Origin of the sequence: Microbulbifer variabilis, assembly GCF_020524905.1 — a bacterium.
GTDB classification, from domain to species: Bacteria; Pseudomonadota; Gammaproteobacteria; order Pseudomonadales; family Cellvibrionaceae; genus Microbulbifer; species Microbulbifer variabilis_A.
The window spans coordinates 479,950-501,896 of sequence record NZ_JAIVKI010000002.1; the positions used below are offsets into that span (position 1 = coordinate 479,950).

The 21,947-nt window shown below is 51.0% G+C and carries 20 protein-coding genes; 10 read left to right on the forward strand and 10 right to left on the reverse strand.

What is annotated here, in order from left to right:
• Positions 1-289 precede the first annotated feature (289 nt).
• The 6 genes from LC073_RS05130 to LC073_RS05155 all read left to right on the forward strand — a co-directional run bounded on the left by LC073_RS05130 (position 290) and on the right by LC073_RS05155 (position 7,294).
• Positions 290-1,537, forward strand: a complete 1,248-nt coding sequence (locus LC073_RS05130) for an efflux RND transporter periplasmic adaptor subunit (RefSeq protein ID WP_226644327.1) — start codon at positions 290-292, stop codon at positions 1,535-1,537.
• Positions 1,537-4,668 carry an efflux RND transporter permease subunit gene (locus LC073_RS05135; RefSeq protein WP_226644330.1) on the forward strand — a complete coding sequence of 1,044 codons (3,132 nt, stop codon included), beginning with the start codon at positions 1,537-1,539 and terminating at the stop codon, positions 4,666-4,668. The genes LC073_RS05130 and LC073_RS05135 overlap by 1 nt, the downstream gene beginning before the upstream one ends.
• A 134-nt stretch (positions 4,669-4,802) precedes the next feature.
• Positions 4,803-5,549, forward strand: coding sequence for a 16S rRNA (uracil(1498)-N(3))-methyltransferase (locus LC073_RS05140; RefSeq protein ID WP_226644331.1), 747 nt, complete (start codon positions 4,803-4,805; stop codon positions 5,547-5,549).
• Between the two features lie 50 nt (positions 5,550-5,599).
• Entirely contained in the window at positions 5,600-5,965 is a 366-nt protein-coding gene (locus tag LC073_RS05145) for a hypothetical protein (RefSeq protein WP_226644333.1), read from the forward strand.
• A gap of 14 nt (positions 5,966-5,979) precedes the next feature.
• Positions 5,980-6,627 carry an HAD family hydrolase gene (locus LC073_RS05150; RefSeq protein ID WP_226644334.1) on the forward strand — a complete coding sequence of 216 codons (648 nt, stop codon included), beginning with the start codon at positions 5,980-5,982 and terminating at the stop codon, positions 6,625-6,627.
• Between the two features lie 73 nt (positions 6,628-6,700).
• Positions 6,701-7,294 carry an OmpA family protein gene (locus tag LC073_RS05155; RefSeq protein ID WP_226644336.1) on the forward strand — a complete coding sequence of 198 codons (594 nt, stop codon included), beginning with the start codon at positions 6,701-6,703 and terminating at the stop codon, positions 7,292-7,294.
• Between the two features lie 77 nt (positions 7,295-7,371).
• On the opposite strand, the gene LC073_RS05160 is transcribed toward LC073_RS05155, so the two are convergent.
• Positions 7,372-9,108, reverse strand: a complete 1,737-nt coding sequence (locus LC073_RS05160) for a phytoene desaturase family protein (RefSeq protein WP_226644337.1) — start codon at positions 9,106-9,108, stop codon at positions 7,372-7,374.
• Between the two features lie 121 nt (positions 9,109-9,229).
• On the opposite strand from LC073_RS05160, the gene LC073_RS05165 reads away from it, so the two are divergent.
• Positions 9,230-9,436 carry a ParD-like family protein gene (locus LC073_RS05165; protein ID WP_226644339.1) on the forward strand — a complete coding sequence of 69 codons (207 nt, stop codon included), beginning with the start codon at positions 9,230-9,232 and terminating at the stop codon, positions 9,434-9,436.
• A complete protein-coding gene (gene map, locus LC073_RS05170) occupies positions 9,429-10,199 on the forward strand; it encodes a type I methionyl aminopeptidase (RefSeq protein WP_226644340.1) in 771 nt (256 codons plus the stop codon). Before LC073_RS05165 ends, map begins: the two co-directional genes overlap by 8 nt.
• A gap of 87 nt (positions 10,200-10,286) precedes the next feature.
• On the opposite strand, the gene LC073_RS05175 is transcribed toward map, so the two are convergent.
• From LC073_RS05175 to LC073_RS05195, 5 genes are all read right to left on the reverse strand, one after another.
• Positions 10,287-11,789 carry a tetratricopeptide repeat protein gene (locus LC073_RS05175; RefSeq protein WP_226644343.1) on the reverse strand — a complete coding sequence of 501 codons (1,503 nt, stop codon included), beginning with the start codon at positions 11,787-11,789 and terminating at the stop codon, positions 10,287-10,289.
• 186 nt (positions 11,790-11,975) lie between these two features.
• The gene (locus tag LC073_RS05180; RefSeq protein ID WP_226644358.1) at positions 11,976-12,608 is read right to left on the reverse strand and encodes a DUF6058 family natural product biosynthesis protein; all 633 of its coding nucleotides are present in this window, start codon (positions 12,606-12,608) and stop codon (positions 11,976-11,978) included.
• 232 nt (positions 12,609-12,840) lie between these two features.
• A complete protein-coding gene (locus tag LC073_RS05185) occupies positions 12,841-13,659 on the reverse strand; it encodes a prolyl hydroxylase family protein (RefSeq protein ID WP_226644360.1) in 819 nt (272 codons plus the stop codon).
• Between the two features lie 39 nt (positions 13,660-13,698).
• The gene (locus LC073_RS05190) at positions 13,699-15,027 is read right to left on the reverse strand and encodes an aldehyde dehydrogenase family protein (protein ID WP_226644362.1); all 1,329 of its coding nucleotides are present in this window, start codon (positions 15,025-15,027) and stop codon (positions 13,699-13,701) included.
• A 71-nt stretch (positions 15,028-15,098) separates the two neighbouring features.
• Positions 15,099-16,025 carry a CmcJ/NvfI family oxidoreductase gene (locus tag LC073_RS05195; protein WP_226644364.1) on the reverse strand — a complete coding sequence of 309 codons (927 nt, stop codon included), beginning with the start codon at positions 16,023-16,025 and terminating at the stop codon, positions 15,099-15,101.
• A gap of 1 nt (position 16,026) precedes the next feature.
• Between LC073_RS05195 and LC073_RS05200 the strand changes: the two genes are divergently transcribed.
• Both LC073_RS05200 and LC073_RS05205 read left to right on the forward strand, forming a co-directional pair.
• Positions 16,027-17,058: a LysR family transcriptional regulator gene (locus LC073_RS05200; protein ID WP_226644365.1), complete on the forward strand. Its 1,032-nt coding sequence runs from the start codon at positions 16,027-16,029 to the stop codon at positions 17,056-17,058.
• Between the two features lie 325 nt (positions 17,059-17,383).
• A complete protein-coding gene (locus tag LC073_RS05205) occupies positions 17,384-18,721 on the forward strand; it encodes a dicarboxylate/amino acid:cation symporter (protein ID WP_226644366.1) in 1,338 nt (445 codons plus the stop codon).
• A gap of 31 nt (positions 18,722-18,752) precedes the next feature.
• Here LC073_RS05205 and LC073_RS05210 read toward each other — a convergent pair whose 3' ends face one another.
• From LC073_RS05210 to LC073_RS05225, 4 genes are all read right to left on the reverse strand, one after another.
• Positions 18,753-19,187, reverse strand: coding sequence for a DUF1810 domain-containing protein (locus tag LC073_RS05210; protein WP_226644368.1), 435 nt, complete (start codon positions 19,185-19,187; stop codon positions 18,753-18,755).
• A 265-nt stretch (positions 19,188-19,452) separates the two neighbouring features.
• A complete protein-coding gene (locus tag LC073_RS05215) occupies positions 19,453-20,241 on the reverse strand; it encodes a YwqG family protein (protein WP_226644370.1) in 789 nt (262 codons plus the stop codon).
• Positions 20,242-20,463: 222 nt separating this feature from the next.
• Positions 20,464-20,889 (reverse strand): acyl-CoA thioesterase, encoded by a 426-nt coding sequence (locus LC073_RS05220; RefSeq protein WP_226644371.1) that lies wholly within the window; start codon positions 20,887-20,889, stop codon positions 20,464-20,466.
• A gap of 202 nt (positions 20,890-21,091) precedes the next feature.
• Positions 21,092-21,838, reverse strand: coding sequence for a hypothetical protein (locus LC073_RS05225; protein ID WP_226644373.1), 747 nt, complete (start codon positions 21,836-21,838; stop codon positions 21,092-21,094).
• Between the last annotated feature and the right edge of the window lie 109 nt (positions 21,839-21,947).

The following is a 21,947-nucleotide window of genomic DNA, read 5'->3' on the forward strand; positions in this document are numbered from 1 at the left end:
GTGATGTCTATATCCGTTTTCCGGGGGTTCGTACCTTAAGGAGCGGCGTTTGACCGGGAAATAGCCCGTCGGTTTCCTTGGCTTTGCGCGGCCCGCTGTCTCTCCTGCAACGGTAAATTGGGGCGGGCATTATGCGTTACCCGAGCCCGGCGAGGAAGGTTTGCGATAAGGCACAAACTCTTGCGGCGACCTGCATCCAAATCGACTCTTATCTGCGTCGAACTCCAGTAGAATGCGCGCTAATTAAAATTTGACCAGTTTCGGTCACAGAATGGGGTAGAGGGTGCCTGTGAAAGTGTCGAGCAAGAACAAGCTTTTATTTACCGTTTTGGCTATTGGGGTGGCCGCCATTACTGCGGTGGTGTTATTGAAACCGAAGCCGGAAGAAAAACCACCGGAAGCGGTGGTGCCGCCAGTGGCGGATGTCCTGTATGCGGAGCCGGGGCGCCAGACTCTGTTGGTGCCTAGCCAGGGCACGGTGCATGCCCGCCATGAAATCGAAGTGGTGGCTCGTGTCGGCGGTGTCATTGAAGGTGTGGGGGAGGCCTTTGTTCCCGGTGGCTTCTTTACCGAAGGGGAATCGCTGCTCCAGCTTGAACAGGCGGACTACATCCACAAAGTGACCCGCGCCGAATCGCAGCTGGCCGATGCCAAGTCCGCCCTGGCGCAAGAGCAGGGCCGCGCTAAACAGGCCAAGCGCGAATGGCGCGACCTGGGCAGCGAAACCGCCAACGCACTGTTCCTGCGCAAGCCCCACTTACAGGCCGCCGAAGCCGCAGTGGCTGCCGCGCGTGCGGATCGCGACCAGGCCAAGCTGGATCTGGCGCGCACCGCTGTGAAAACGCCATTTGCCGGGCGCGTTGTGGAAACCTATGTGGACCTGGGCCAGTACATCACCCCCGGTACACCCTTGGCAAAAATTCACAGCACCGGTATCGCCGAAGTGCGTTTACCTCTCACCGACCAGCAACTGGCATTGCTGGATCTGCCTCTGGGTAAATCCTTTGCGCGTGGCCCCGAAGTGCGCCTGCAGGCTGTTGTAGCTGGGCGCGAGCGCGAGTGGCGTGCCAAGTTGGTGCGCACCGAGGCCAGTATTGATACCAACAGCCGTTTTATTTATGCCGTGGCGCAGGTGCAGAACCCCTACGAGGGCGATGTTCCCTTGATGAACGGTTTATTTGTGGAAGCAGATATTGCCGGTCGCACACTGGACGATGTGGTGATATTGCCGCGCCAGGCCCTGCATGAAGGGGATCACCTGCTGGTATTGAACGATGAGAGCAAGCTGGTTTTTAAAACCGTGGAATTGCTGCAGAGCATCGGTGACAAGGTGTGGTTGCGCGGCGATATTGCCGTCGGTGATCGGGTGGTGGTTTCCAGCCTGGGTTATTCACGTGAAGGTATGGCGCTCTCCGCTAATCCGCTCAACGAAAAACCGGCCGGCCTGATCGACAGCGTAAAGAGTGATACGGAAGTCGAGGCAACCACCACCGGTGATACCGCAGCGACGAATAATGCTGCCCGTGGAGGCCACTAATGAACGGCATCATTTCCTGGTTTGCGCGCAATAGTAAGGCCGCCAACCTATTGATGATCATGATTATCATCGGTGGCGTTTTCGGTATCTTGGGAATTGATCGGGAGGTATTCCCGGCCATCCAGCCCGGCATTGTCGAAGTGGAAATTTCCTACCCTGGTGCTGGCCCGGCGGAGGTCGAGCAGCAGGTGACCGTGCGTGTGGAGGAGGCGATCTCCGAGGTGAAGGGCATCAAGGAGGTGAACTCCGCCTCCCGCCGCAGCCATTCCTCCATCGAAATTCAGGCCGTGGATGGCTATGACGAGCTGCGTCTGCTCAACGATATCAAAGTGCAGATTGATAGTATCAACACCTTTCCCGAGGGTATCGAACGGCCGGTGATTCGCCTGCAGGAGTGGGATACCCAGCTGATGATGATTGCTATCGGCGGTCCGGTCTCCGAGCGCCAGCTCAAGGAGACCGCCCTGGATCTGCGCGATAAGCTCACCCTGATCCCCGGCGTGCGCCGTGTGGATATCTGGGGCGAGCGCCCGGATGAGCTTTCCATCGAGGTTTCCGAGCTGGATCTGCGCCGCTACAACTTGAGCTTTAATGATGTCGCCAATGCGGTGCGTCGTTCTTCCCTCGACCTGCCCGCAGGTATGGTGCGTTCGGATCGCGGCGATATCCAGGTACAGACCCGCGGTCAAGCCTATACGGCCGAGGACTTCGAGCGTATTCCGGTAGTCAGCCGTGCAGATGGTTCGGTGCTGCTGTTGCGCGATGTGGCCAAGGTGCGCGACGGCTTTGAAGAGTACAACAACGTTATTCTCTTTAATGGCAATCCGGCCATGAACCTGCGTGTAGTCCAAGGTGAGCCGCTGGATGTGGTGGGCACCGCCGAGCGGATCAAGGCGTTTATGGCGGAGACCCGTACCCAATTGCCACCAGGGATGGAGTTCGACGTTTGGTTCGATTTCTCCAAGGCCTTTGAAGGCCGTATGAACCTGCTCACCACCAACGCCCTGAGCGGCTTCGTCATGGTCTTTATCATGCTGATGCTGTTCCTGCGCCCGGCACTGGCGATGTGGGTGACAGCGGGCATTATTGTGGCTTTTCTCGGTACCTTCTGGCTATTGCCGATTACCGGGGTCAGCCTGAATATGTTGTCGCTGTTTGCCTTTCTGCTGATTCTCGGGATTGTAGTGGACGATGCGATTATTGTGGGAGAGGCGGTACACGCGGCCCACGATCGCGGTATTACCGGCCTGGCTGCGGCTGAAGAGGGGGTGAAGCAAGTCTCCGCTCCGGTAATTTTCGCAGTCACCTCCACCATGGTGTTCTTTATTCCCATGCTGTTCCTGCCGGGTTATACCGCACAAATGATGCTGGCCCTGCCGGTGGTGGTGTTGCTGTGTCTTGGGTTCTCCCTGGTGGAATCCTTGCTGATCCTGCCCGCGCACTTAGTGGGTATGAAACCTGAGCAACCGGCCAAATCTCGCTTGGGTATCAAGCTGCAAAAGTTGCGTGGATACTTCGCCAGGGGTATGGCAAGCGCCAGTGAAAATTATTACCTGCCGCTATTGCAGAAATCTCTCAGCAATAGCCGCACCACGGTAATGGGTTTCCTGTTGGCGCTGGGACTTTCAATTGCAGTATTTGTGAGTGGTTATGTGGGCTCTTCCTTCTCACCACAGGTACCTTCAGATCTACTGGAATTGAGAGTCAGCATGGCCGATGGCGAGCCTTTCCGGGAGTCGGAGCGGGTGATGAACCAGATACTGGCCGCTGCGGACAAGCTCGCCACCGATGAGGAAATGCTGAAACAGAACAACGGCGAGTCCTTTGTGATGAACTCCATGGTGTTCAACTGGCGCGGTAATATCTATGTTCTCTTGCAGCTTACCGATGGTGAATCGCGCGATGTGACTTCCAAAACCCTGGCTTTGCGTTGGCGCGAGCTAATCGGTGAAATGCCGGCCAGTGTCGAGGATATGAAAATCGATTCCACCATCAACGATGGCGGTAATGGAATGAGCCTGAACCTGAGCACCGCTTCGGGAAATATGGACGAACTGCGCGCCGCTGCTGATGCAGTCAAGAAGAAAATGAACAGCTACGCCGGTGTTTATGATGTGCGTGACAACCTCACCAGTGCGCGTCGAGATATCGAAATCCAGCTGAAGCCCCACGCCACTACCATGGGTATCAACCTTGCGGATGTGGCCAGGCAGGTGCGCCAGGGTTTCTATGGAGAAGAGGTGCAACGTATTCCCCGTGGTCGAGAGGATGTGAGGGTTATGGTGCGCTATCCGCAGGAAGAACGCGCCAGCGAAGAACAGATGGGCCGTGTGCGTATTCGCACAGCGGAGGGAGAGGTGCCCTTCTCTGCGGTGGCCGATGCGGTCTATGTCCCCGGTTATACCACCATCCGCCGCAACAATCGTGAGCGCACTGTGCGAGTGTTTGCCGAGTTAACGCCGAACACCTCTACGGCACAGGAAATTCTCAAGGATATGCGCGAGACTCTGGTGCCGGAGCTGGAGCGCCAGTTCCCCGGTTTCTCCCTGAGAACCGCTGGTGAAATGCAGGAGGAGGAAGAGTTCAACGGTGCGATCTTGGCGTTTTTCGTATTGTCCCTGTTCGCCATTTACGCACTGCTGGCCATTGCCTTCCGCTCCTACTCGCAGCCGCTGTTGATCCTCACCGCAGTGCCGTTTGGATTCTTTGGTGCGGTGGTGGGTCACCTGTTGATGGGCCACGATATCAGCATCATGTCCATGCTCGGCTTCCTCGCTGCGGCGGGAGTCGTGGTGAACGATAACCTGGTATTGATGGACCGCATCAACCAGTTGCGCGCCCAGGGTTGGGCGGTGATGGATGCGGTGGTGCAGGCGGGGCGCGACCGTTTCCGTCCAATTATTCTCACCTCCATCACTACCTTTATCGGGCTGGTGCCGATCATGTTCGAGCGCTCTATCCAGGCGCAGTTCCTGATTCCTATGGTGATTAGCCTCGCCTTTGGCGTTCTCTTCGCTACTGCGGTGACCTTGTTATTGGTGCCGAACTTATACAAAGTCATCGAAGTATTGCGCCCGAAAAGCAAGCGCCAGGATCAAATTGACACCCCGGTGTCACTGGAAACGGTCTGATCGCTATGCACATTCCGAGCAATGGCGGGGCCCTCCGCCATTGCCTGCCCTGCGCAAAAATGCCTAAACTACCCGCCTACAAAACGCCGACGTCTCTGTCGGCTTTTTTATAGTGTTTTACAGGATCTTCGCCCATGCGCATCCCGCGTATCTTCTCCCAACAGGCCCTGGCCGGTGTTTCGCAAATCGAGTTAGATGAGGCTGCCTCCCGGCACTTAGTAAAGGTCCTGCGCCTCGGTGCCGGCCACCCGATCACCCTGTTTGATGGTTTGGGTGGCGAGTACAGCGCAGAGTTGCTGGTAACCGGTAAGCGCACCCAGGTGCGTGTTGGGGAATTTCATGAAGACAATCGTCAGTCGCCACTGGCTCTGACCCTGGCGATTGGTATTTCCCGGGGCGACCGCTTCGACTGGGTCATACAGAAGGCCACAGAACTTGGGGTGGCGTCCATACAGCCTTTGTTTAGCGAGCGCTGCGAGGTCAAACTGTCTGGTGAGCGTCTGCAAAAAAAACTCGGCCACTGGCGCCAGATTGCCATTAGCGCTTGTGAACAGTGTGAGCGCAATCTGCTGCCGGAAATTGCCGAACCGGTAAAACTCCCGCAGTATTTACAAACCTCAACCCAACAGGGTGCGCAGCAGACTAAGTTGGTATTGCACCACCGTACCGAGCTGGATCTGCGCCGCTGGCAGGCGGACAATGGCAAACCGGATTCTGCCCTGTTATTGGTGGGACCGGAGGGTGGGTTGTCCCAGGCGGAAATTGATCTGGCCCTGAGCCAGGGTTTTATGCCGCTACGCTTGGGGCCACGGGTCATGCGCACTGAAACCGCGCCTATCGCCGCGTTGTCCGTATTGCAGTTCCAATGGGGAGACCTATAGGAACCGACGCAATCCAAAATTGGATAGGATGAAAACCAGGAAGGGAAACTATGATTCGAGTGCTTGTAGGGTTATTGGGTATTGCGATTGTCCTGTTATCAGTGGCGGTTATTGCCAAGCCCAAATTGGCGCAAACCATCAGTGAGCGACTAAGCGAAACCGGCTATTTCTTTTCCGCCTGGTTGCGCATTCTTGTCGGCCTTTTTCTACTGTTGGTCGCCGACACACGCAACTGGTATATCCTCTTCAACGCCTTAGGTGTATTGGTACTGCTGAGTGGTGCCTATATGCTGCAAATTGGTTTCGAGCGCGGCAAAACGCTGGCGATCAAAATCTCCCAGGGCAATGAAAACTTTTTGCGTATCAGCGGAATACTCGGTGTGGTTATCGGTATTATGCTGCTCTCCGCACGCTGATTTTACGGGGTCCCATGTCTTCCACAGATTTGATCATTTTTGATTGCGACGGTGTGCTGGTGGACAGCGAAAGTATCGTCTGCCGCATCTTGGCTGAAGAAATGAATAAGCTGGGTATGGACACGACTGCGCAGGAGCTGGATGAACAGTTCAGTGGCCGGCCCGCCAGGGACTGTTTATTGGAAATTGAGAAGCGTTTTGGCGGCCCCTTGCCGGATAATTATTTTGGCAATACCGAGCGGCGTATTCGCGAGGCATTCCACGCGGAGCTGGAACCCGTAGCCGGTATTGAAGACTTGCTTGATCACTTGCAGCAGATCGGCATGCGCAGCTGCGTGGCCTCATCGGGTTCCCACCAGAAGATGCAGCTGACCCTGAGTAAAACCGGTCTCTACGACTACTTCAACGGCAGGATCTTCAGTGCCGAGGATGTTTCCCGCGGCAAGCCCTGGCCGGAGCTGTTCCTACATGCGGCTACCAACATGGGGGTGGAGCCAGAGCGCTGCCTGGTGGTGGAAGACTCCATCGCCGGTGTGGAAGCGGCAGTGGCCGCCGGTATGCGCGTAATTGGCTACAGCACCCATAGTCAGAGAGCGCCGCAGTTGGAGCAGCGCGGTGCCCAGGTGGTCAACGATATGATGGCGGTGCTGAATTTTCTCTAACGGCTAGACTTCCCCTCCCGCCGGCAGCTTGTTCTACACTGAATTTGACGTCTGCAAACCGGAAGTTCTGTCTATGGCGGGCAAGCCTTTATTCGTCTGCTACCTCGCCCTGCTGGTGCTGCTTCTTGCCGGCTGTCCCAACCCCGATCCCAACAGGAAATACGTGCTTGAGCCTCACTCTGCGGTGCAGTCCGGAGAAAGTGAGAAAGAGGCGCGTCAGGCGGCCCCTTTCGCCGATGATTTGGTGCGTTTTTTGCGTGGAAATTCACGTAAAGGCAGGGATATTTTTAGGTTGCGTTTGGAGTTTGACTTTGGTGGCTTCGCACCGCGTATGGACAGCATCGCCGATCTGGAAGCGCTTTTGGTGATCATGCGCGATTTCCCTGAAATGCGCATTGCGATTGAGGGTCATACCGACAACGTCGGCGACCCGAAGAAAAACCTGCACCTATCCCAGAGGCGTGCAGACTGGGTGCGCAATTTCCTTATCGAGCGCGGTATTGATGCTGAGCGCATGCGTGCCCAAGGCTATGGCGATACCGATCCCATTGCCGATAACGAAAGTAAGAACGGGCAGAAGGAAAACCGGCGCTTGGTTATCCGCGTTTTAAATTTCGACAGAGTGCCCGGTAGACTGCCTCGATTAAAGACTTCCCCGAGCCCGTGAATTCAATAAAAAAACCCGGCTTTTATTGCCGGGCCATTGATGATCGCAGCGGCTGAAAACTCCTTACTGTCGATATATCAGGTGGATACTTTGCCTAGCTCCTCACCACTGCTTGTTGGTACCTGAAAAGGCTGGCCACTGATAACCTGGCGCATTAATTTCCCTCCCTGGCGCAAACCGAGAATACTCTGAGCCGTTAGAACCCCCGAGATCATTGCCCCGGCCACACCACAGCTCATTACATCCTGTCCGGTCAGGTACAGCCCCTGCAAGCGTGTTTTGGGTCTCAGCCAGCGCTGCTCGAAACGTTCGGGGTCATGATCGAGGCCATAGATTTCACCGCGGGGATAGAAACAGAAGTAATCCGTCGACAGCGGTGTGGATAATTCGTAGTAATCGACTTGCCCGCGCAGATGGGGGAAGTGCTTGTACAGGTGCTCCAGCAGTCGCAGGCTGAAAGCCTCTTTCAGGGCCTCGTAGTCTTCACCGCGTTTGCCCCAGGGTTTGTCATGCCACTGGGCAAACCAATCGTAATTAGCCGGCGCAACGATTTCGATAGTGGCGCGCCCAGGATAGCGCTGGGTAAAGGTGGGGTCTTTGGCCGAGGGAAAAGAGATATAGGCTAGCGGAATATCTTTGTTGCTATCCTGCAGGAACGCCTGCATATCCTCCTCGTAATTCTCACTGGTATAGAGCCAGTAATTGGTTTTGGGTAGCTGTAATTCCTCGGCAGTCTTTTCCAGGCCGATATACAGGCACAGGTGGGACATGGATGGGGAAACGGTTTTCAGGTCGTGCAGGTAGCCGAGGCGCTCACTGGCACTCTGTGGCAGCAGTCTCTCAAAGGTATTAAATACACCGGCCCCGGAAATCACTATGGGGGCCTCGATTTCGGTGCCATCGCTCATGCGAATGCCGCGAACCTTGTTGCCCTGTAACAGAATGGTTTCCACCTTGGCATAGGTGAATACATCTCCACCACTGGCCTGAATCTGCGGAATAATTGTTTCGGAAATCTTACTGGCACCACCCACCGGGTAATAACCGCCATACAGGTAATGCTTGGCAATCAGAGCGTGAATAATAAAGCTGCTCTGTGCCGGCGCCATACCGTTGTCGCCCCACTGACCGGTGAGCACTGAGATTAGTTTTTCATTACCGGTGATCTCTGCCAGCACTTCGCGGGTGGTTTTATTCAGCCACGAGGGATCGCGCAGTTTGCGCCACAAACGCAGGAATGGGCCGCACCAGCCGGGGAATAGTTTCTCCATGGCTATGCGTTGCATGGATTTGGCTACTTCATTGAGTCGGGCCAGGTAACGCTCAATATTCTCCCGTTCGGCGGGAAAATGTTTGACCAGCTCATCGATAAACGCCTGGCGTCCGGCGCGTAGGTCAAACTGCTCTTCGCCGATACAGATGCGATCATAGGTGTCGTCCATCGGCGCCCAGTGCAACTTACCAGCAGTGATAAAGTCAAAAATCCTGCGGGTCATGGTCGGGTGTTCGCCCACATCGCCAATGTAGTGTACGCCTACATCCCACTCGTAACCGTTGCGGTCGTAGGCATGGGTATAACCGCCGGCGGTGTAGTGCTGCTCTAGGACCAGCACTTTCTTACCGGTAGCACTCAGCATGGCTGCGGTAGTCAGGCCACCAATGCCTGAGCCGATTACCAGGGCATCATAGGGGCCATTCAAGCGACTGGCACGGTAACGCTGGCCAATACGCAGGCGGCTGGGCTTGGGGGCACTGCGTTTCTTCTCGGTGGTTTCGGACATGGTGGCCTCATCACTATTGTTTTTATCTTTCAACCATATCGCTCAAATATTGACTATGCAACAAGTTGCATAATTTCAGTATTGCTAACTGCCTTGCACGCTCAGTAAAAAGAGATATACACTTCATATATGAATTATATATATGGTGTATAAAATGGGTATCGTTAAGATCTCGGATGAATTACACGATGAAATCCGTAAAGCGAGTACCACGCTGGCGCGTTCTATTAACGCCCAGGCCGAGTATTGGATAAAGATCGGTATGTTGGCCGAGCTGAATCCAGATCTCAGTTACAGCCAATTATGTAGGAAGTTACTGCGCACCGAATCATTTACTCTGGAAGAACTCACCCGTGAATAACATAAAAATAAAGACCGCCAGGGAACAGGCTTTGATGCGTAACTCCGGTGAGTTATTGAGCCGCGTATTCGCCATGCTCGATGATATTGTGAAGCCGGGCATTACCACCATGGAAATTAACGACCGGGTGGAAATGTTTATTACCCGGGAGTTGCAGGCGCGCCCAGCCAGCAAGGGGCAATACGACTATCCCTACTCTCTTAATACTTCGATCAATGAGGTGGTTTGCCACGGCATGCCTCGCGAGGGACAGGCGTTGTGCGATGGCGATATCGTCAACGTGGATATTACCCTGGAAAAGTCTGGTTATATCGCCGACTCCAGCAAGATGTATATGATTGGCAGCGTAACGCCCATTGCGAAAAAACTGGTGCAGTGTTGTTACGATGCCATGTGGGCCGGCATTCACACCGTAAAACCCGGCGCGACTTTTGGTGATGTGGGCCATGCGATCCAACAGTATGCTGAAAGCCACGGATTTAGTGTGGTGCGTGAATACTGTGGCCATGGTATTGGACGTGAAATGCATGAAGAACCCCAAGTAATGCACTTTGGCCGAGCTGGTAGCGGTGCTGTTTTACGCGAGGGGATGACATTTACGATTGAGCCTATGATCAATCAGGGCAATCGCAAAACCAAACTCAAGAAAGACGGTTGGACCGTGGTGACCAAAGATGGCAGGCTCTCCGCGCAATGGGAGCACACAGTGTTGGTTACGGCGGAGGGGTATGAAGTGCTGACTTTGCGGGAAGAAGAAAGGTAAGATTAGAGTGATGGTTAATTTCTTCGCAATCACAGCACGCAGAGATCAATTCCCCGCGTGCTTGTAAACCTGGACTGGCTCTCGGACTCAGGATACCTGACCTGAATTCGTTTTATTGTCTGCGGAAGTTTCACTTGCGACCCAATCAAGCAATTTTTTAGCACGTGATCGAACCTTGTAATCATGGGACCAGGCTAGAGTTCTCTCAAGAAATGGTTTTGCCAGTTGTGGTTTTTTGAGCTTTGCGAGATGAAAGCCTATGGCACTATTAATTTCGATACTATTTGGATTCTGCTGATAGGCCGCCATCATGGTTTTCAGTGCGGCAACACTTTCGCCTTTGTACTGCTGAGCCATCCATTTGTACTGGTAAGCCGGTAGGGAAGCCGGATTCAACGTTATAGCCATATCTGCATAATGCAATGTTTTGGTATAGTTCCCCTCATCCCATTGTCGGGATTCAAGCGTATTCTGTAAGCTATATAAATGGTAAACAGATAGATTCGTTGCCGCTGTATGATTTAAATTAGATATTTCTGATAATTCCTGAAGTAAAGCCTGTGCCGCAGCTTCCTGCTGATTGTGCATTAATAGATTCGCTTTCAGAGCGATAACTCCAGGTAACTTGGCAGCATCTTTTTTTACTTTATTCAGATAGCTTAACGCCTGATCGTATCTTTCTAGATCAACTGCTCGTTCCGCCAATAATAGGGACTTTTCATTATGGTTCAGTTTTCGTTTCTCAATTTTAAAGGCGTTTTTGGTTAAATTAACCTTGAATCCCGACAGGCGCCGTTCCTTCAGGTAACGAGTTAATGCGATATCTAAATCTTCCACTCGGATATCATAATGCTGGCTAAAGAGATCTAGTGGATCTCCTCCATTATTGATGTCCGTTAGGTAATTTTTAGTTTTTTCATGATATGCATTTTCTCTGGCATCATCGCTGAAAAATAAATAGTGTAATAATAACCATGCACTGGCGTAATACTGACTACTATGTTTCCAACCCTTTCTACTGTAATCCGGCTGAAGAATTTCCCTGGCTTTCAAGGGACCCTCTTCCAAATCATAAGCTCTCCACTCAGGAAAGTTGCCGATAGTGATGGAATCCTTATCAATAGTTGCGCTGGCTAGTAACTCTGCGAAACCCTCGGAATACCATTTTGGATAACGCATGGAACCGCGTTTACGCATAAGATGGTGAACATATTCATGAAACATGATTGCTTGGCCGTTCACTATGCCACGTTTGTTTTCCTGGGAGAAAATTAAGGGGCCATCGATGGTATTGATGTAGAAGCCTGCGGTACTTCTTTTTCCGGAGAAGTTTTCAAATTCTCTAGACTTATTAAAGTGATAGACCCTAAGCCTAGAATTTTCAGGATGATCTTCCATGCCTGTTACCATAAGTGAGGCTCTGCGAAATTTTTCCAGCTCGCGCAATAAGTTCTCAGCTTTTTGCGGTGAAACATCGGAGTAGACGGTAAAGTTAGTGCTTTTATATTCCCGCCAATCTCTAGCGTAGGCTGATACCGCTAAGACGGATAGCAATAGTAAGGATATAAGGCAGTAAACTCTGCTTTTCATGGGATGTCTCGAATAAAGGTACGGAGAGGGCTAAGCCAATTTAAGGGGCGGGATTTTATAGAGTAATATACGTTTCGTATATGTAAGACCAAATAGTCATAAGGTATTTGCACTAAGCCCTAATCTTTAATTGGCCTGATGTGACAGTTTTTCTACAGGTTTGTGAGGTAGGTTCACAAAACGTATTTATTTAAGGTCAAATTTTTGACGAATATTGTTGATGAGAGCCTGCCTCGAACTTTTCTGCCGCTCATGGGGTGCGAAAAGGCTACTGGCGCTATCTAGCAGATCTACAGCCCTTTGTAATTTTTGAATATCTATTTTTTCGAGGTTTTCCTCTTTCGTCAGCTCCTTGATTTCTATAGATGCCAGCTCTTTACGTGCTATATCCTCGGGGAGTCCGCTTTTGGTGCATAGCCCATAAGTCCCATCGATAAAGTGTTTCCACTCGTTTTCGATATGTATGGCAAGCCCCTTGTTCATTCTTATATCGGAACAGGTATGGCCAATTGAATTTAATTGATAGATTGTATCGTTATACCTTGTTTTAAATAGATCAAAAATCTGTTTTGGATTATTTTGTAGCCGAAGGTCTTTTAACCAGGATACATAACCTTTGGCATAGAACTCCCGGTTATGGGATTCATTATGGGTGCCGAAGAAAGAATGGCATTGTAGACCCAGTGCCAGCGTGTAGGAAGCTTTAGGCATAACAAGGGCATTTTGATAGTTTGTAAACTCTTCTAGCCCTATACCGCTTAGTGACAGCAGCTCCTCTTTTCGGTAAAAGTGATTATGTAAATATTCTATCAATTCCATAAATATACACCCGTATATCCCGTTGCGATTGGATTGGTAGTACAGGTTGACATAAATCGTACAGCAATACTTCGATGGCGGGCTTAGTATGTAGGTCGGGCTGCAGAATATATACAACGTCTTTTTGTAAAACTCTACGGGGTGCTTTCTTTTACTCTGAATTGAGCAGCTTCCCTGCGGCTGAATGTTCTTTGCAGGTTTTTATAAAATCAAAAATTGATAACCTTGTTAATCAATCCTGAAGAAATAATATATCTGTACGAATAATATATTTTATCCCCCGAGTAATTGGCGTTGAGCTGTGGACCCTATGCAGGGGATGTATTCCATGGGGAAAGCACAGTACTGATCCTACGGGGGTTCTTACATCAATATCCATCATGGAGTGTCGGCTGGGCTGCTGGTAGGGGTCATCTGCATTGAAACGAAAACGTGTGGCACCGCCGTCAAAATCTTCACTGAGTAACACTAGAAAAGTCATTTCGCTAAAACGGTCTGGAAAACCATTGGCTATCAACTGGCCATCTATAATTCGGCTGCCCGGCCAGGCACCGTCGGTATGAAATTGGAAGTAATCGCCCACTCCATAGCGATAAAAGCGAAAGCGCTGGTTAAGTCCCACTGGCTCACGCCCTTCAAAGTAGCCTTTGGGGTCCTGCATAAAAGCGCTGCACCGCTGCCAGATTAGCCGTTCGGTAGTTTCATCTACCACCCAGGTAAGGCTGTCGTTATGGCGTACCTCCCTGGGCAAAGAAACGGCGGCATCGGGCAGATAGCCAATGTTTTCGCTGATGTCGATCAGACGCCTACATTCATCTCGGGAAAATACATTGAGTAATTGAAAAGCGCCGGGTACCTCGGTAATTTCTTTTCGCTGAACTAAAGAAGGCGCGCTTCCATTAAGTGAGGCTGGGTTTTCCCCCCGTGCAGCCCAGGTGGGCAGAGCAGGATGTTCCGCACCGGGTTCCCTGGCAATAATAAAGAATTCCTGCTCAAGGTTACGGTTGGCTTCAGTTGGTGGGCTTATCGCAATGTCTAAAGAGCTTGGCATAATGACTTCGTCCAAAATATCTGCACTCAGGTTTTTTAATTAATGATTAATAAGGGTGAGCTGGGCAAATTGTCGATGTCCCTCAGCGCCGCCGTGATATCCAAAACCACTCTGCTTGGCGCCTACCCATGGTGTTCCACCGGCACCCTGATTAATGCCGATCATGCCCGCCTGTAGTTGATTCGCGGCTTCCTGGGCGCCCTCTTTGCCAAAAACTACGGCTCCCAAGCCGTATACAGAGTCGTTGGCTCTGTGAATAACCTCTTCAATAGAACTGAAACGGTCTACTGCGACTACCGGACCAAAAGTTTCCTCGTCTTCAAGTTGCATCCCAGGCTTGATGCCGCTGATTACTGTAGGAGGGATAAAAGGGAGTTTGGGGGACTTTTCTCCCAGCAAAAGCCTTGCGCCCTTTTCCAGTGCATCATGAATATGCTGAACCACTTTTTGATGCTGACGGGGATTGGCCAGTGGACCTATATCGACGTCCGCTTCTGACCAACCGCCGGTGCGGTAATTCTTCGCAATGGCAACCACCGCTTGTTCAAACTGTTCCGCGATACGCTCGTGTACATAAACACGCTCTGTTGATGTACACATTTGTCCGGCATTCTCAAAGCTGGAAGCCACGGCGAACTGTGCGGCGCGGTGAATATCGGCGCTGGCCAAAACCAGCATGGGGTCATTGCCGCCCAACTCCATGATCAGACGTTTTAACTTGGGGGCGGCATTGGCCATGATGGCCTGGCCGGTTGCACGGGAGCCGGTGAAAGCGACCATATTGATATCCGCTTTGACCAGGGCTTCTCCGGTTTTTCCGTCCCCATGGGCAATCTGTAATACCCCGCTGGGCAGCGACTGGTTCAGTGTTTTTACCAGTAAGTCCGCAACCAGAGGGGTTTCTTCAGAGGGTTTTAAAATCACGCTGTTGCCGGCAATAAGTGCCGGCACGATCAGGTTATTGGCCATTGCCAGAGGATAATTCCAGGGAGAAATAACCGCGACTACGCCCAGCGGGCGATACTGAATTTCACTGTTACCCTGACGCTGACTGCGCAGGGCTTCACCGGAATCGCCGGCCAACCAGGGGCCATTATGAATTGCGCCACCCGCTTCGTAAGTGGCCCGCCGTGCGTCTTTGCCCATTTCGCGGCTGATCAGTTTTGCCAACTTTGCCTGTAAGGGTTCAAGCTTTTTATAGGCTTCTTGTACAAGTTGTACACGCTGCTGAATGGACTTCTTGCTCCACTCAACTTGTGCCTGCTTGGCCTGTTGCAGTATTTTTTTTAAATCGTCCTCATAACAAATATCGACACTGCCGACGACTTCGTTAGTTAAGGGATCTATTGAGCTCAGGGTATTATTCATAGGGTTTCGATCGATATTGAAATTCAAATTTGGACATGAGCTGGCGCATCTCTGAGTTGCCGGTTTTCACCTTAATGTTTAAACAAAACGATAGTGCGAATTTCCAGGCTGGTACGCCGGGGAGCATTTTCACTTTCCGGTAAGTCGAAGGCGCTGTGGGGACTACCGGTAATCACATCGCTGTGTTCGCTGTCAAAAACCCGCAGTAATAGCCCTTCACCGGGGCACATATCACTAAACCAAATCCAGCGGTGATGAGAATTGGAGCTGATGACAGAAATCTGCCCTTCGCGTTCTGGGTAAATCAGGCGCATGTTATGGAAATCCGCTTCTTCCACGCTGCGCAAATCCGCCATAGCCAGTGGGGACTCTTCAACCCTATGTAGCAGCGGCAGCCACAAATTCACAAACTTAAACCGGGGATAATCGTCCGGATTTAAACCGTATTCAGGCAGCGTCTGCTTGAGCTGGCGCTGGGCGGACCAGGGTGTGTAATCGTTGTGCGCGATTTTTACCGGGGCGCGGCGGCTGCGACTCTGCTCAGCGATGGCGTCTGCTTTAGTCTGAGCGCGCAGCGTGTGATCGAAGGTCACAACCTGGTCCGCCCCCAAATAAGCAGCCAGCCATCGCTCAATCGCCGGATACCACTGAGTACGGATCAAGGTGTCTCGGGATTCTGGCGATAGCACAGCGCTATTGGCTGAAGGCTTGCCGCTATCCAGCGCTTTTAAAGTGTTGTCCAGCTGGTGCAGATCGATATTGAGGTTGGGCTCTACCAGCTCAAACCCCTGCTCGTCCAAACGGAAGGTCTCCCCCGCAGCCTGCAGTTGCCTGCCGTCATGAACTGTCACCTGGTGGGGAATTATCTGATCAATCAGGCTAGCGGGGCCGGGGCCTGTATGGCGCTGGTCGTAAATCAGCTCTGCGCTGGGGTCCGCGTAGTTGATACTTGCCCGCATTAAGCCCGGTGTCGATGGGTGCAGAGTCGCGCCTGGCATAGTGGGTTCCTCACTCATGGGGGTCTATGTACCGGCAATGCTAGGCTGGAGTAGATACAATGAAAATCAAGTAACGATTGTGAGTGATACAGGTTTGACCAGGGGTAACAGGGCCGATCGCTTAGATCGGCTGGAACTAAAGCAACTGAGGCTACTGCAGGCAATTCTGCGCGAATTAAATTTATCCCGGGTGGCGGATCAGCTCGGTGTGACTCAGCAGACCGTGAGCGAGCAGCTCAAACGACTGCGGGAGATCTTTGGCGACCGTTTATTTATTCGGACCAGTAACGGAGTGGTGCCCACTCCCCTGGCGGAGCGGCTGGCGCCCAGAATCGATAGCGTGTTAAACGACATCGCCTCACTATTGCGTGGACACGAATTCCGGCCGGCCGATTACTCCGGCATTTTTACCATCAGCGCCACCGACTTTGAGCAGCGAGTGGTGTTACCGGGGCTGCTGAAAAAACTGCGCGAACAGGCGCCCGGGCTCAAGGTGGTTGTGCTCAAGCTGGAAATCGACCGCATGGCGCAACAGCTACAAACCGGCGAGGTAGATCTGGTGTTCAGTACGCCGGGTTTTGTGCCGGACAACTGCCCGGCAATGCTGCTGTATCGGGAGCACTATGTTTGTGTGTGTTGCCGCCATGCAAAAATACCGGGTCAGTTAAAAGGGAAGACCTTAGCACTGGCACAGTTGGCGGCACTACCGCAGCTGGTGGTCTCTCCCTCCCGTGGAGAACTGCGTGGCATGGCCGATACCTGGTTCGAGGAGTTTGGCTTGCAGCGCAATGTGGTGTTGTCGGTGCCCTCTTTTGCCGCCGCAGCTGAGTGTATCGCCTCCACCAATACTGTGGCCTTCCTGCCCTCGCGCCTGTTGCCCGATGAGCGCCTGAGTACCCTGCCGATTGCCGACCAGCCCCCCGGTTTCGATGTGATCGCCGCCTGGCACAGCCGCAGTGGGCAGGACCCTCTGCACAAATGGATCAGGGATTTATTGTCGCAACAGTTTGTTCCAGCGTCCGCTCGTCAGTGAAAACAAAGAAGGGCGTTTTTATTGCTACCGCACCCGCATCAAACGCCAATGTCGATTGAGAGCACACAGGGTTGGGGTTGGTCTAGAGTGGTTCCGCTAGCAGGCGAGATTGCTCTGTACGGCGCCCTCTCTCAGCGACCTAAACGTAATCATTCTGCAACAGGTCTTGCCAATCATTGTTTGGACTCAGTGTTCGTCTACCTTCGAACAGGATTGGATCGCCCACACTTGATCTGACTAAAGGGTTTTGCTATAGGCTTGCGGGATAATGGTGGCTTTCCCATGGATTGGCCGTATTAATGAATTCGATTTTGGTTGTTCACACATGAATCATGGTTCCAATGTTTACCTGTTCAGGATGGTGGAATCCCTGGGCCTATTGATGCGCACTCGCCTGTGGATGCAAATCCTGTTCGCTATGGTGCTGGGCCTTGGTATTGGCCTGCTGCTGTCTCCAGAAGGGGCTGGGCTGATCGATGAGAATCTCAGTGTAATATTGGCCAGCTGGTTCAAGCTGCCCGGCGCCCTATTCCTGAATATGATTCAGATGGTGGTGATTCCACTGGTGGTCTCCTCCATCATTCTCGGACTTTGTGGCAGCGGCAATGTGGGCCAGCTTAAGCGGGTCGGGCTGCGTATAGCCCCCTATTTTATTGCTACAACCACTATGGCGGTGATTATCGGCATACTCTTGGCCGAATTTATTCAACCGGGCAATTATATTGATGAGACCCTACTCAGCGCTGTCACCGAACTACCCGGTAGCCTTCCCCCTCAGGCGCTGGAAGCCAAGTCGTTACCGGAGCGAATCGCCGAACTGATACCGGCCAACCTGAATCAGAGTATTGCTATGCGCAATATGCTCCAGCTGGTGGTCTACGCAATTTTTACCGGTGTTGCGGTCATGTTACTGCCACAAAAGCAGCGTGAAACCGCGGTATACGCTTTTGGCATAGTGCAGGAAATCGCCCTGAAGATAGTCGGTTGGGCCATGCTGTTCGCGCCGCTGGCGGTATTTGGATTATTGGCGGATATCGCCATTCGCGTGGGTCTCACCGCGATAGTGGGAATGTCTGTCTATGTGGGCACGGTAATTCTGGGGCTGCTAATCCTGCTGCTGTTTTATCTGTTGATTGTCACACTGGCCACGCCAATGCGGCCACTGAGCTTCCTACAGCGTATTAGCGGCGTACAGCTGCTGGCTTTTTCCACTTCCAGCTCCGCGGCCGTGATGCCGCTTTCAATGCGCACTGCTGAGCACTCGCTCGAGGTCAAGCCCGCCATCGCCAAGTTTATTGTGCCCCTAGGCGCTACGGTGAATATGGACGGCACCGCGCTCTATCAGGTGATCGCGGCGATTTTCCTCACCCAGGTTTATGGCATTGACCTCAGCACGGCACAGCTGGTGGGGCTTACTGTAACCACCGTTGGCGCCTCAATCGGCTCCCCGAGTACTCCGGGAGTGGGGATAGTGATTCTCGCCAGCATCCTGGCCGGAATAGGTGTCCCGCCAGAGGGTATTGCATTGATTCTCGGTGTGGATCGCATACTCGATATGTGCAGGACCGCCGTTAACGTCACGGGCGACCTCACCGCCTGTCTGGTGATGGATAAATTACTAGGCAGCGACAGCCTGGAGGAACCTGAAACCCAGACCGCTTGAGTGTTTTTTCGGGAGGTTTGGGGGCTCGAGATTAATGGGGGCTTTGCAGTATCTCCAGGGTGCGGGGGTCCTGTTTGCCCTCATAATATTTCTCTAAAACCTGCATAAATAGATTATCAGTGCCACCCGCAGCAAGGGCGAACAGGGTCATACTAGATCTGACCTTGATCGCATCAAGGCTACCGAATATTTCCAGGGCGCTGAGATCTTGTAGGTTTAATAACTCATGGCAACACTCCCGCAATCGAGGGCCAAGCTGTGGATGCTTCAGGTAAGCCTGCGCCTCCTCCAGACCTGTCACCCCATATCTTTGTGACGTAGCGCTGTGTCCCAGTCCCTTGAGCTGCGGAAAAATATACCAAATCCAATGGCTGCGTTTGTGCCCCTGTCGCAACTCCTGCAGGGCCTGTGGATAAGAGTCGTTTTGTGCCTGGCAGAACCGCTCCAGGTCAAAATAATCACTCATAAACATTTTTCCGTAAAAGGTTATTGATGTTTTACAGGAAGTAAAACGTAGCATGAATATCCATGGGCTAGATTATAGGGGTCATGTTCCTGATGGAATAGTAAAGAGGTAGCACTTACCCTCTAAGCAGCTGCTTTTGAGCAGCGCTTATTGAAACCGTGGAAATAAAACCCTTGTATATTACGCCTTGTTCGATAGTGATATTTTCAAGATGAATGAAATGGAAGGCGGAGTTAACCGCCTTTTTATCGTTAGCGGTTTAGGTTCAGCTGCACTGCATAATCATCCAAGAATTATCAAAGTTACATTGCTTTGCGTCACTTTCTCTAACCCAGATATAAAGCCTGCCACAATCTCCCCACATAACCTCAACATCATCGTCGGAATCAAACTGTAGTAGTAATTTCCAGTCATTTGGCTGGTCCCTGAGATGTTTTTCTTTTTCGGAGGTAAAGCCTTCAGGTTCACCGCAGTAGACCCCACCACTAACCAGCTGACATTCCTCCTCCATTGAGTCATTCTGCACGGGCTTTGGGTAACCTCCCACTTGATGATAAGGATCATCTCCATAATTATTCGCGATAAATTCATAATAATCGCAGTGATCTTCATCCGATATTTCTGTGTAAGAAATATCTAGACGATCTAAGTCGGGGTAGCTGGTGAACCGAGAAGACCTTAAATATTTGATTTCTGGAGCAATAGATTCGGGATCTATATTGAGGGGCAACGGTTGTTCAAAGGGTTCTTCGCTACCATTTTCATAGATAACTGCCCATCCATTCTTATCCTTTGGGTCAAAGCCCCAGGGACACTCTTCAAGGTCATAAAAAAATAAAAGTCGCCCCTGTTTAGGTAGCCAATCAATACACTGGTCGGCATTAATTTCAGATAAATCAAGCTGGGCGATAAAGCTTAAAGGTTCTTCATTGTTTTCCGGCCACTTGATTTCCTGACAAACAATGGGAAGTCCGCCTAAAAAACTGTATGTCTCAGTGGGGGAACCGAGTAAACGTAAGCACTCATGGCCAAGCTTTTTTACATCTCCAATCATTACAGCATCCCTTTCATTTCTTGACAGAGAGGTAACTCTGTATTTCCAATCGACGTTCTTATTTACTATCAGTTAACACTTGTGTGTTGAAAGGAAAGAACACACTGACCTGAGATACGTTGTGAGTAGGCCTCGCCAGACTTCTACCCGGTATCCATGCCTAATTTGTTCTCAGGAGTAGTCTTTTCTTTCTGTTCTCTTAATCAGTTGACGGAGTCCAATTTAAGCGGTAGGTAATAAAACCCGTATATCATCAGGCACGGGCATGGATTTCCCAGCCTGTTGGTCTACCCAAACGATCTTAGCTTCACCAGTAGTGTAGAGTTTATCGGTATCATCCGCATCTCTGATCTCGTAATAGCTATTAAAGCTACTGCGCCCGGGAGTGCCGCCATACATACTAACAGTAATGTTGGCTGGAAATACCAATGGTAATTGAAAATTGGCCGAAGCATTGAGTAGTACCGGGCCATCTCCTTGGTTACTGCTAACCGCGCCGGAGCGTTTAATAGCCGCTAACCAGCTGCAGCGGCACTGCTCAAAGTAAGTGAAGTAGGTGGCGTTGTTGATATGTCCTAAGGCGTCCATATCACCCCAGCGTACAGCTAAGGTTTCCTGATGTAGAAGGTTGCGGGGTGCTTCTCTCATTGTCATTACACTTAAATCAATACAGTAAAGCTGTTAATTGTAATGGGCCACTGGAGCTATGAATAGTTCTATATTTTTCACCTTGAGATAAAGGTAAAGTTGCAAGTAAAAAACCAATATTTCTTAGTGTTTTCTTGGCCTCTAAAAGGAGTTTGATAGCGGCTTATTGATAAGCCGCTGAGGATCGCTTAACTAACTTATTTTAAAATGAATAACCTGACTGATGGTAATAAGGAGCGGCTTTGTGTCTGTAAGTTAGCTGTCCTCCGGGTAAGCGTTTAATGAGCATGCCTCCATCAATTTCTTCCAGAAGATGTTTTGTAGGCTTTAGTTGATCTGCCGGTAGTGGATACTTGCCCGAAAGATCCTTGGCCATAACCTTAGAAATTATCGTAGGCGCTTTCTTCAATTCTTCTTTTAATAATTTTCCCTGATTGGCCAGCCAAATATTGCCATTTGGGTTGTGGTTATCTATCTCGACAAATCGATATTTTAATTTTGACAGGGACCTATTCAGTAGCGCCTTATTTCTCTCTGCAAGAGTTTTAGGTACTGATGAGTCGGTGGGATATTTTTCATTTAACCTTCTTATCTCGGCACCTCTTTCTTCTGAGTTGAGAAGGCGGACAGATCCATTGTGTGGGTATGATTGAAATATAATTAAATTATGGTAGGCAAGTTCATGATTTTTTCCGTTTACTTTATTATATAAGGAGTATTCAGTAATAAATTCGATAACTTCCATGTCGGGAGTCATAGAATATTTTGTGGAAATAAGTAAAAGCGAATCCTCTTTAGTAGATCTCATGTACTCATTTTTGTTGAGTTCTCCACTGATTTGTTCGCTAGTAAAGCTTCTGTTTTTGCCCCAATCTTGTTGTTCCAGATTATTCTTAAATGAAGTTTCCAGAAGATCTTTAAGGTTGATACCCTGTTCAATAATTAACAAATAGGTAAACCACCGCCTCAGGCGGTGAGACTTGACAAGGCTCTGCCGTTCCGGCGTGCAGAGTGAAAATATGACCTCCATGAACCGGCAAGTTCTTTAAGGAGGCCAT

What these genes read in the sequence shown, in the direction of transcription:
- LC073_RS05175 (WP_226644343.1), bottom strand. Translation starts at nt 11,789, where the DNA reads ATGAAAAGCAGAGTTTACTGCCTTATATCCTTACTATTGCTATCCGTC.
- LC073_RS05180 (WP_226644358.1), bottom strand. Translation starts at nt 12,608, where the DNA reads ATGGAATTGATAGAATATTTACATAATCACTTTTACCGAAAAGAGGAG.
- LC073_RS05210 (WP_226644368.1), bottom strand. Translation starts at nt 19,187, where the DNA reads ATGAGTGATTATTTTGACCTGGAGCGGTTCTGCCAGGCACAAAACGAC.
- LC073_RS05155 (WP_226644336.1), top strand. Translation starts at nt 6,701, where the DNA reads ATGGCGGGCAAGCCTTTATTCGTCTGCTACCTCGCCCTGCTGGTGCTG.
- LC073_RS05195 (WP_226644364.1), bottom strand. Translation starts at nt 16,025, where the DNA reads ATGCCAGGCGCGACTCTGCACCCATCGACACCGGGCTTAATGCGGGCA.
- LC073_RS05145 (WP_226644333.1), top strand. Translation starts at nt 5,600, where the DNA reads ATGATTCGAGTGCTTGTAGGGTTATTGGGTATTGCGATTGTCCTGTTA.
- LC073_RS05140 (WP_226644331.1), top strand. Translation starts at nt 4,803, where the DNA reads ATGCGCATCCCGCGTATCTTCTCCCAACAGGCCCTGGCCGGTGTTTCG.
- LC073_RS05215 (WP_226644370.1), bottom strand. Translation starts at nt 20,241, where the DNA reads ATGATTGGAGATGTAAAAAAGCTTGGCCATGAGTGCTTACGTTTACTC.
- LC073_RS05205 (WP_226644366.1), top strand. Translation starts at nt 17,384, where the DNA reads ATGAATCATGGTTCCAATGTTTACCTGTTCAGGATGGTGGAATCCCTG.
- LC073_RS05190 (WP_226644362.1), bottom strand. Translation starts at nt 15,027, where the DNA reads ATGAATAATACCCTGAGCTCAATAGATCCCTTAACTAACGAAGTCGTC.
- LC073_RS05185 (WP_226644360.1), bottom strand. Translation starts at nt 13,659, where the DNA reads ATGCCAAGCTCTTTAGACATTGCGATAAGCCCACCAACTGAAGCCAAC.
- LC073_RS05135 (WP_226644330.1), top strand. Translation starts at nt 1,537, where the DNA reads ATGAACGGCATCATTTCCTGGTTTGCGCGCAATAGTAAGGCCGCCAAC.
- LC073_RS05220 (WP_226644371.1), bottom strand. Translation starts at nt 20,889, where the DNA reads ATGAGAGAAGCACCCCGCAACCTTCTACATCAGGAAACCTTAGCTGTA.
- LC073_RS05165 (WP_226644339.1), top strand. Translation starts at nt 9,230, where the DNA reads ATGGGTATCGTTAAGATCTCGGATGAATTACACGATGAAATCCGTAAA.
- LC073_RS05150 (WP_226644334.1), top strand. Translation starts at nt 5,980, where the DNA reads ATGTCTTCCACAGATTTGATCATTTTTGATTGCGACGGTGTGCTGGTG.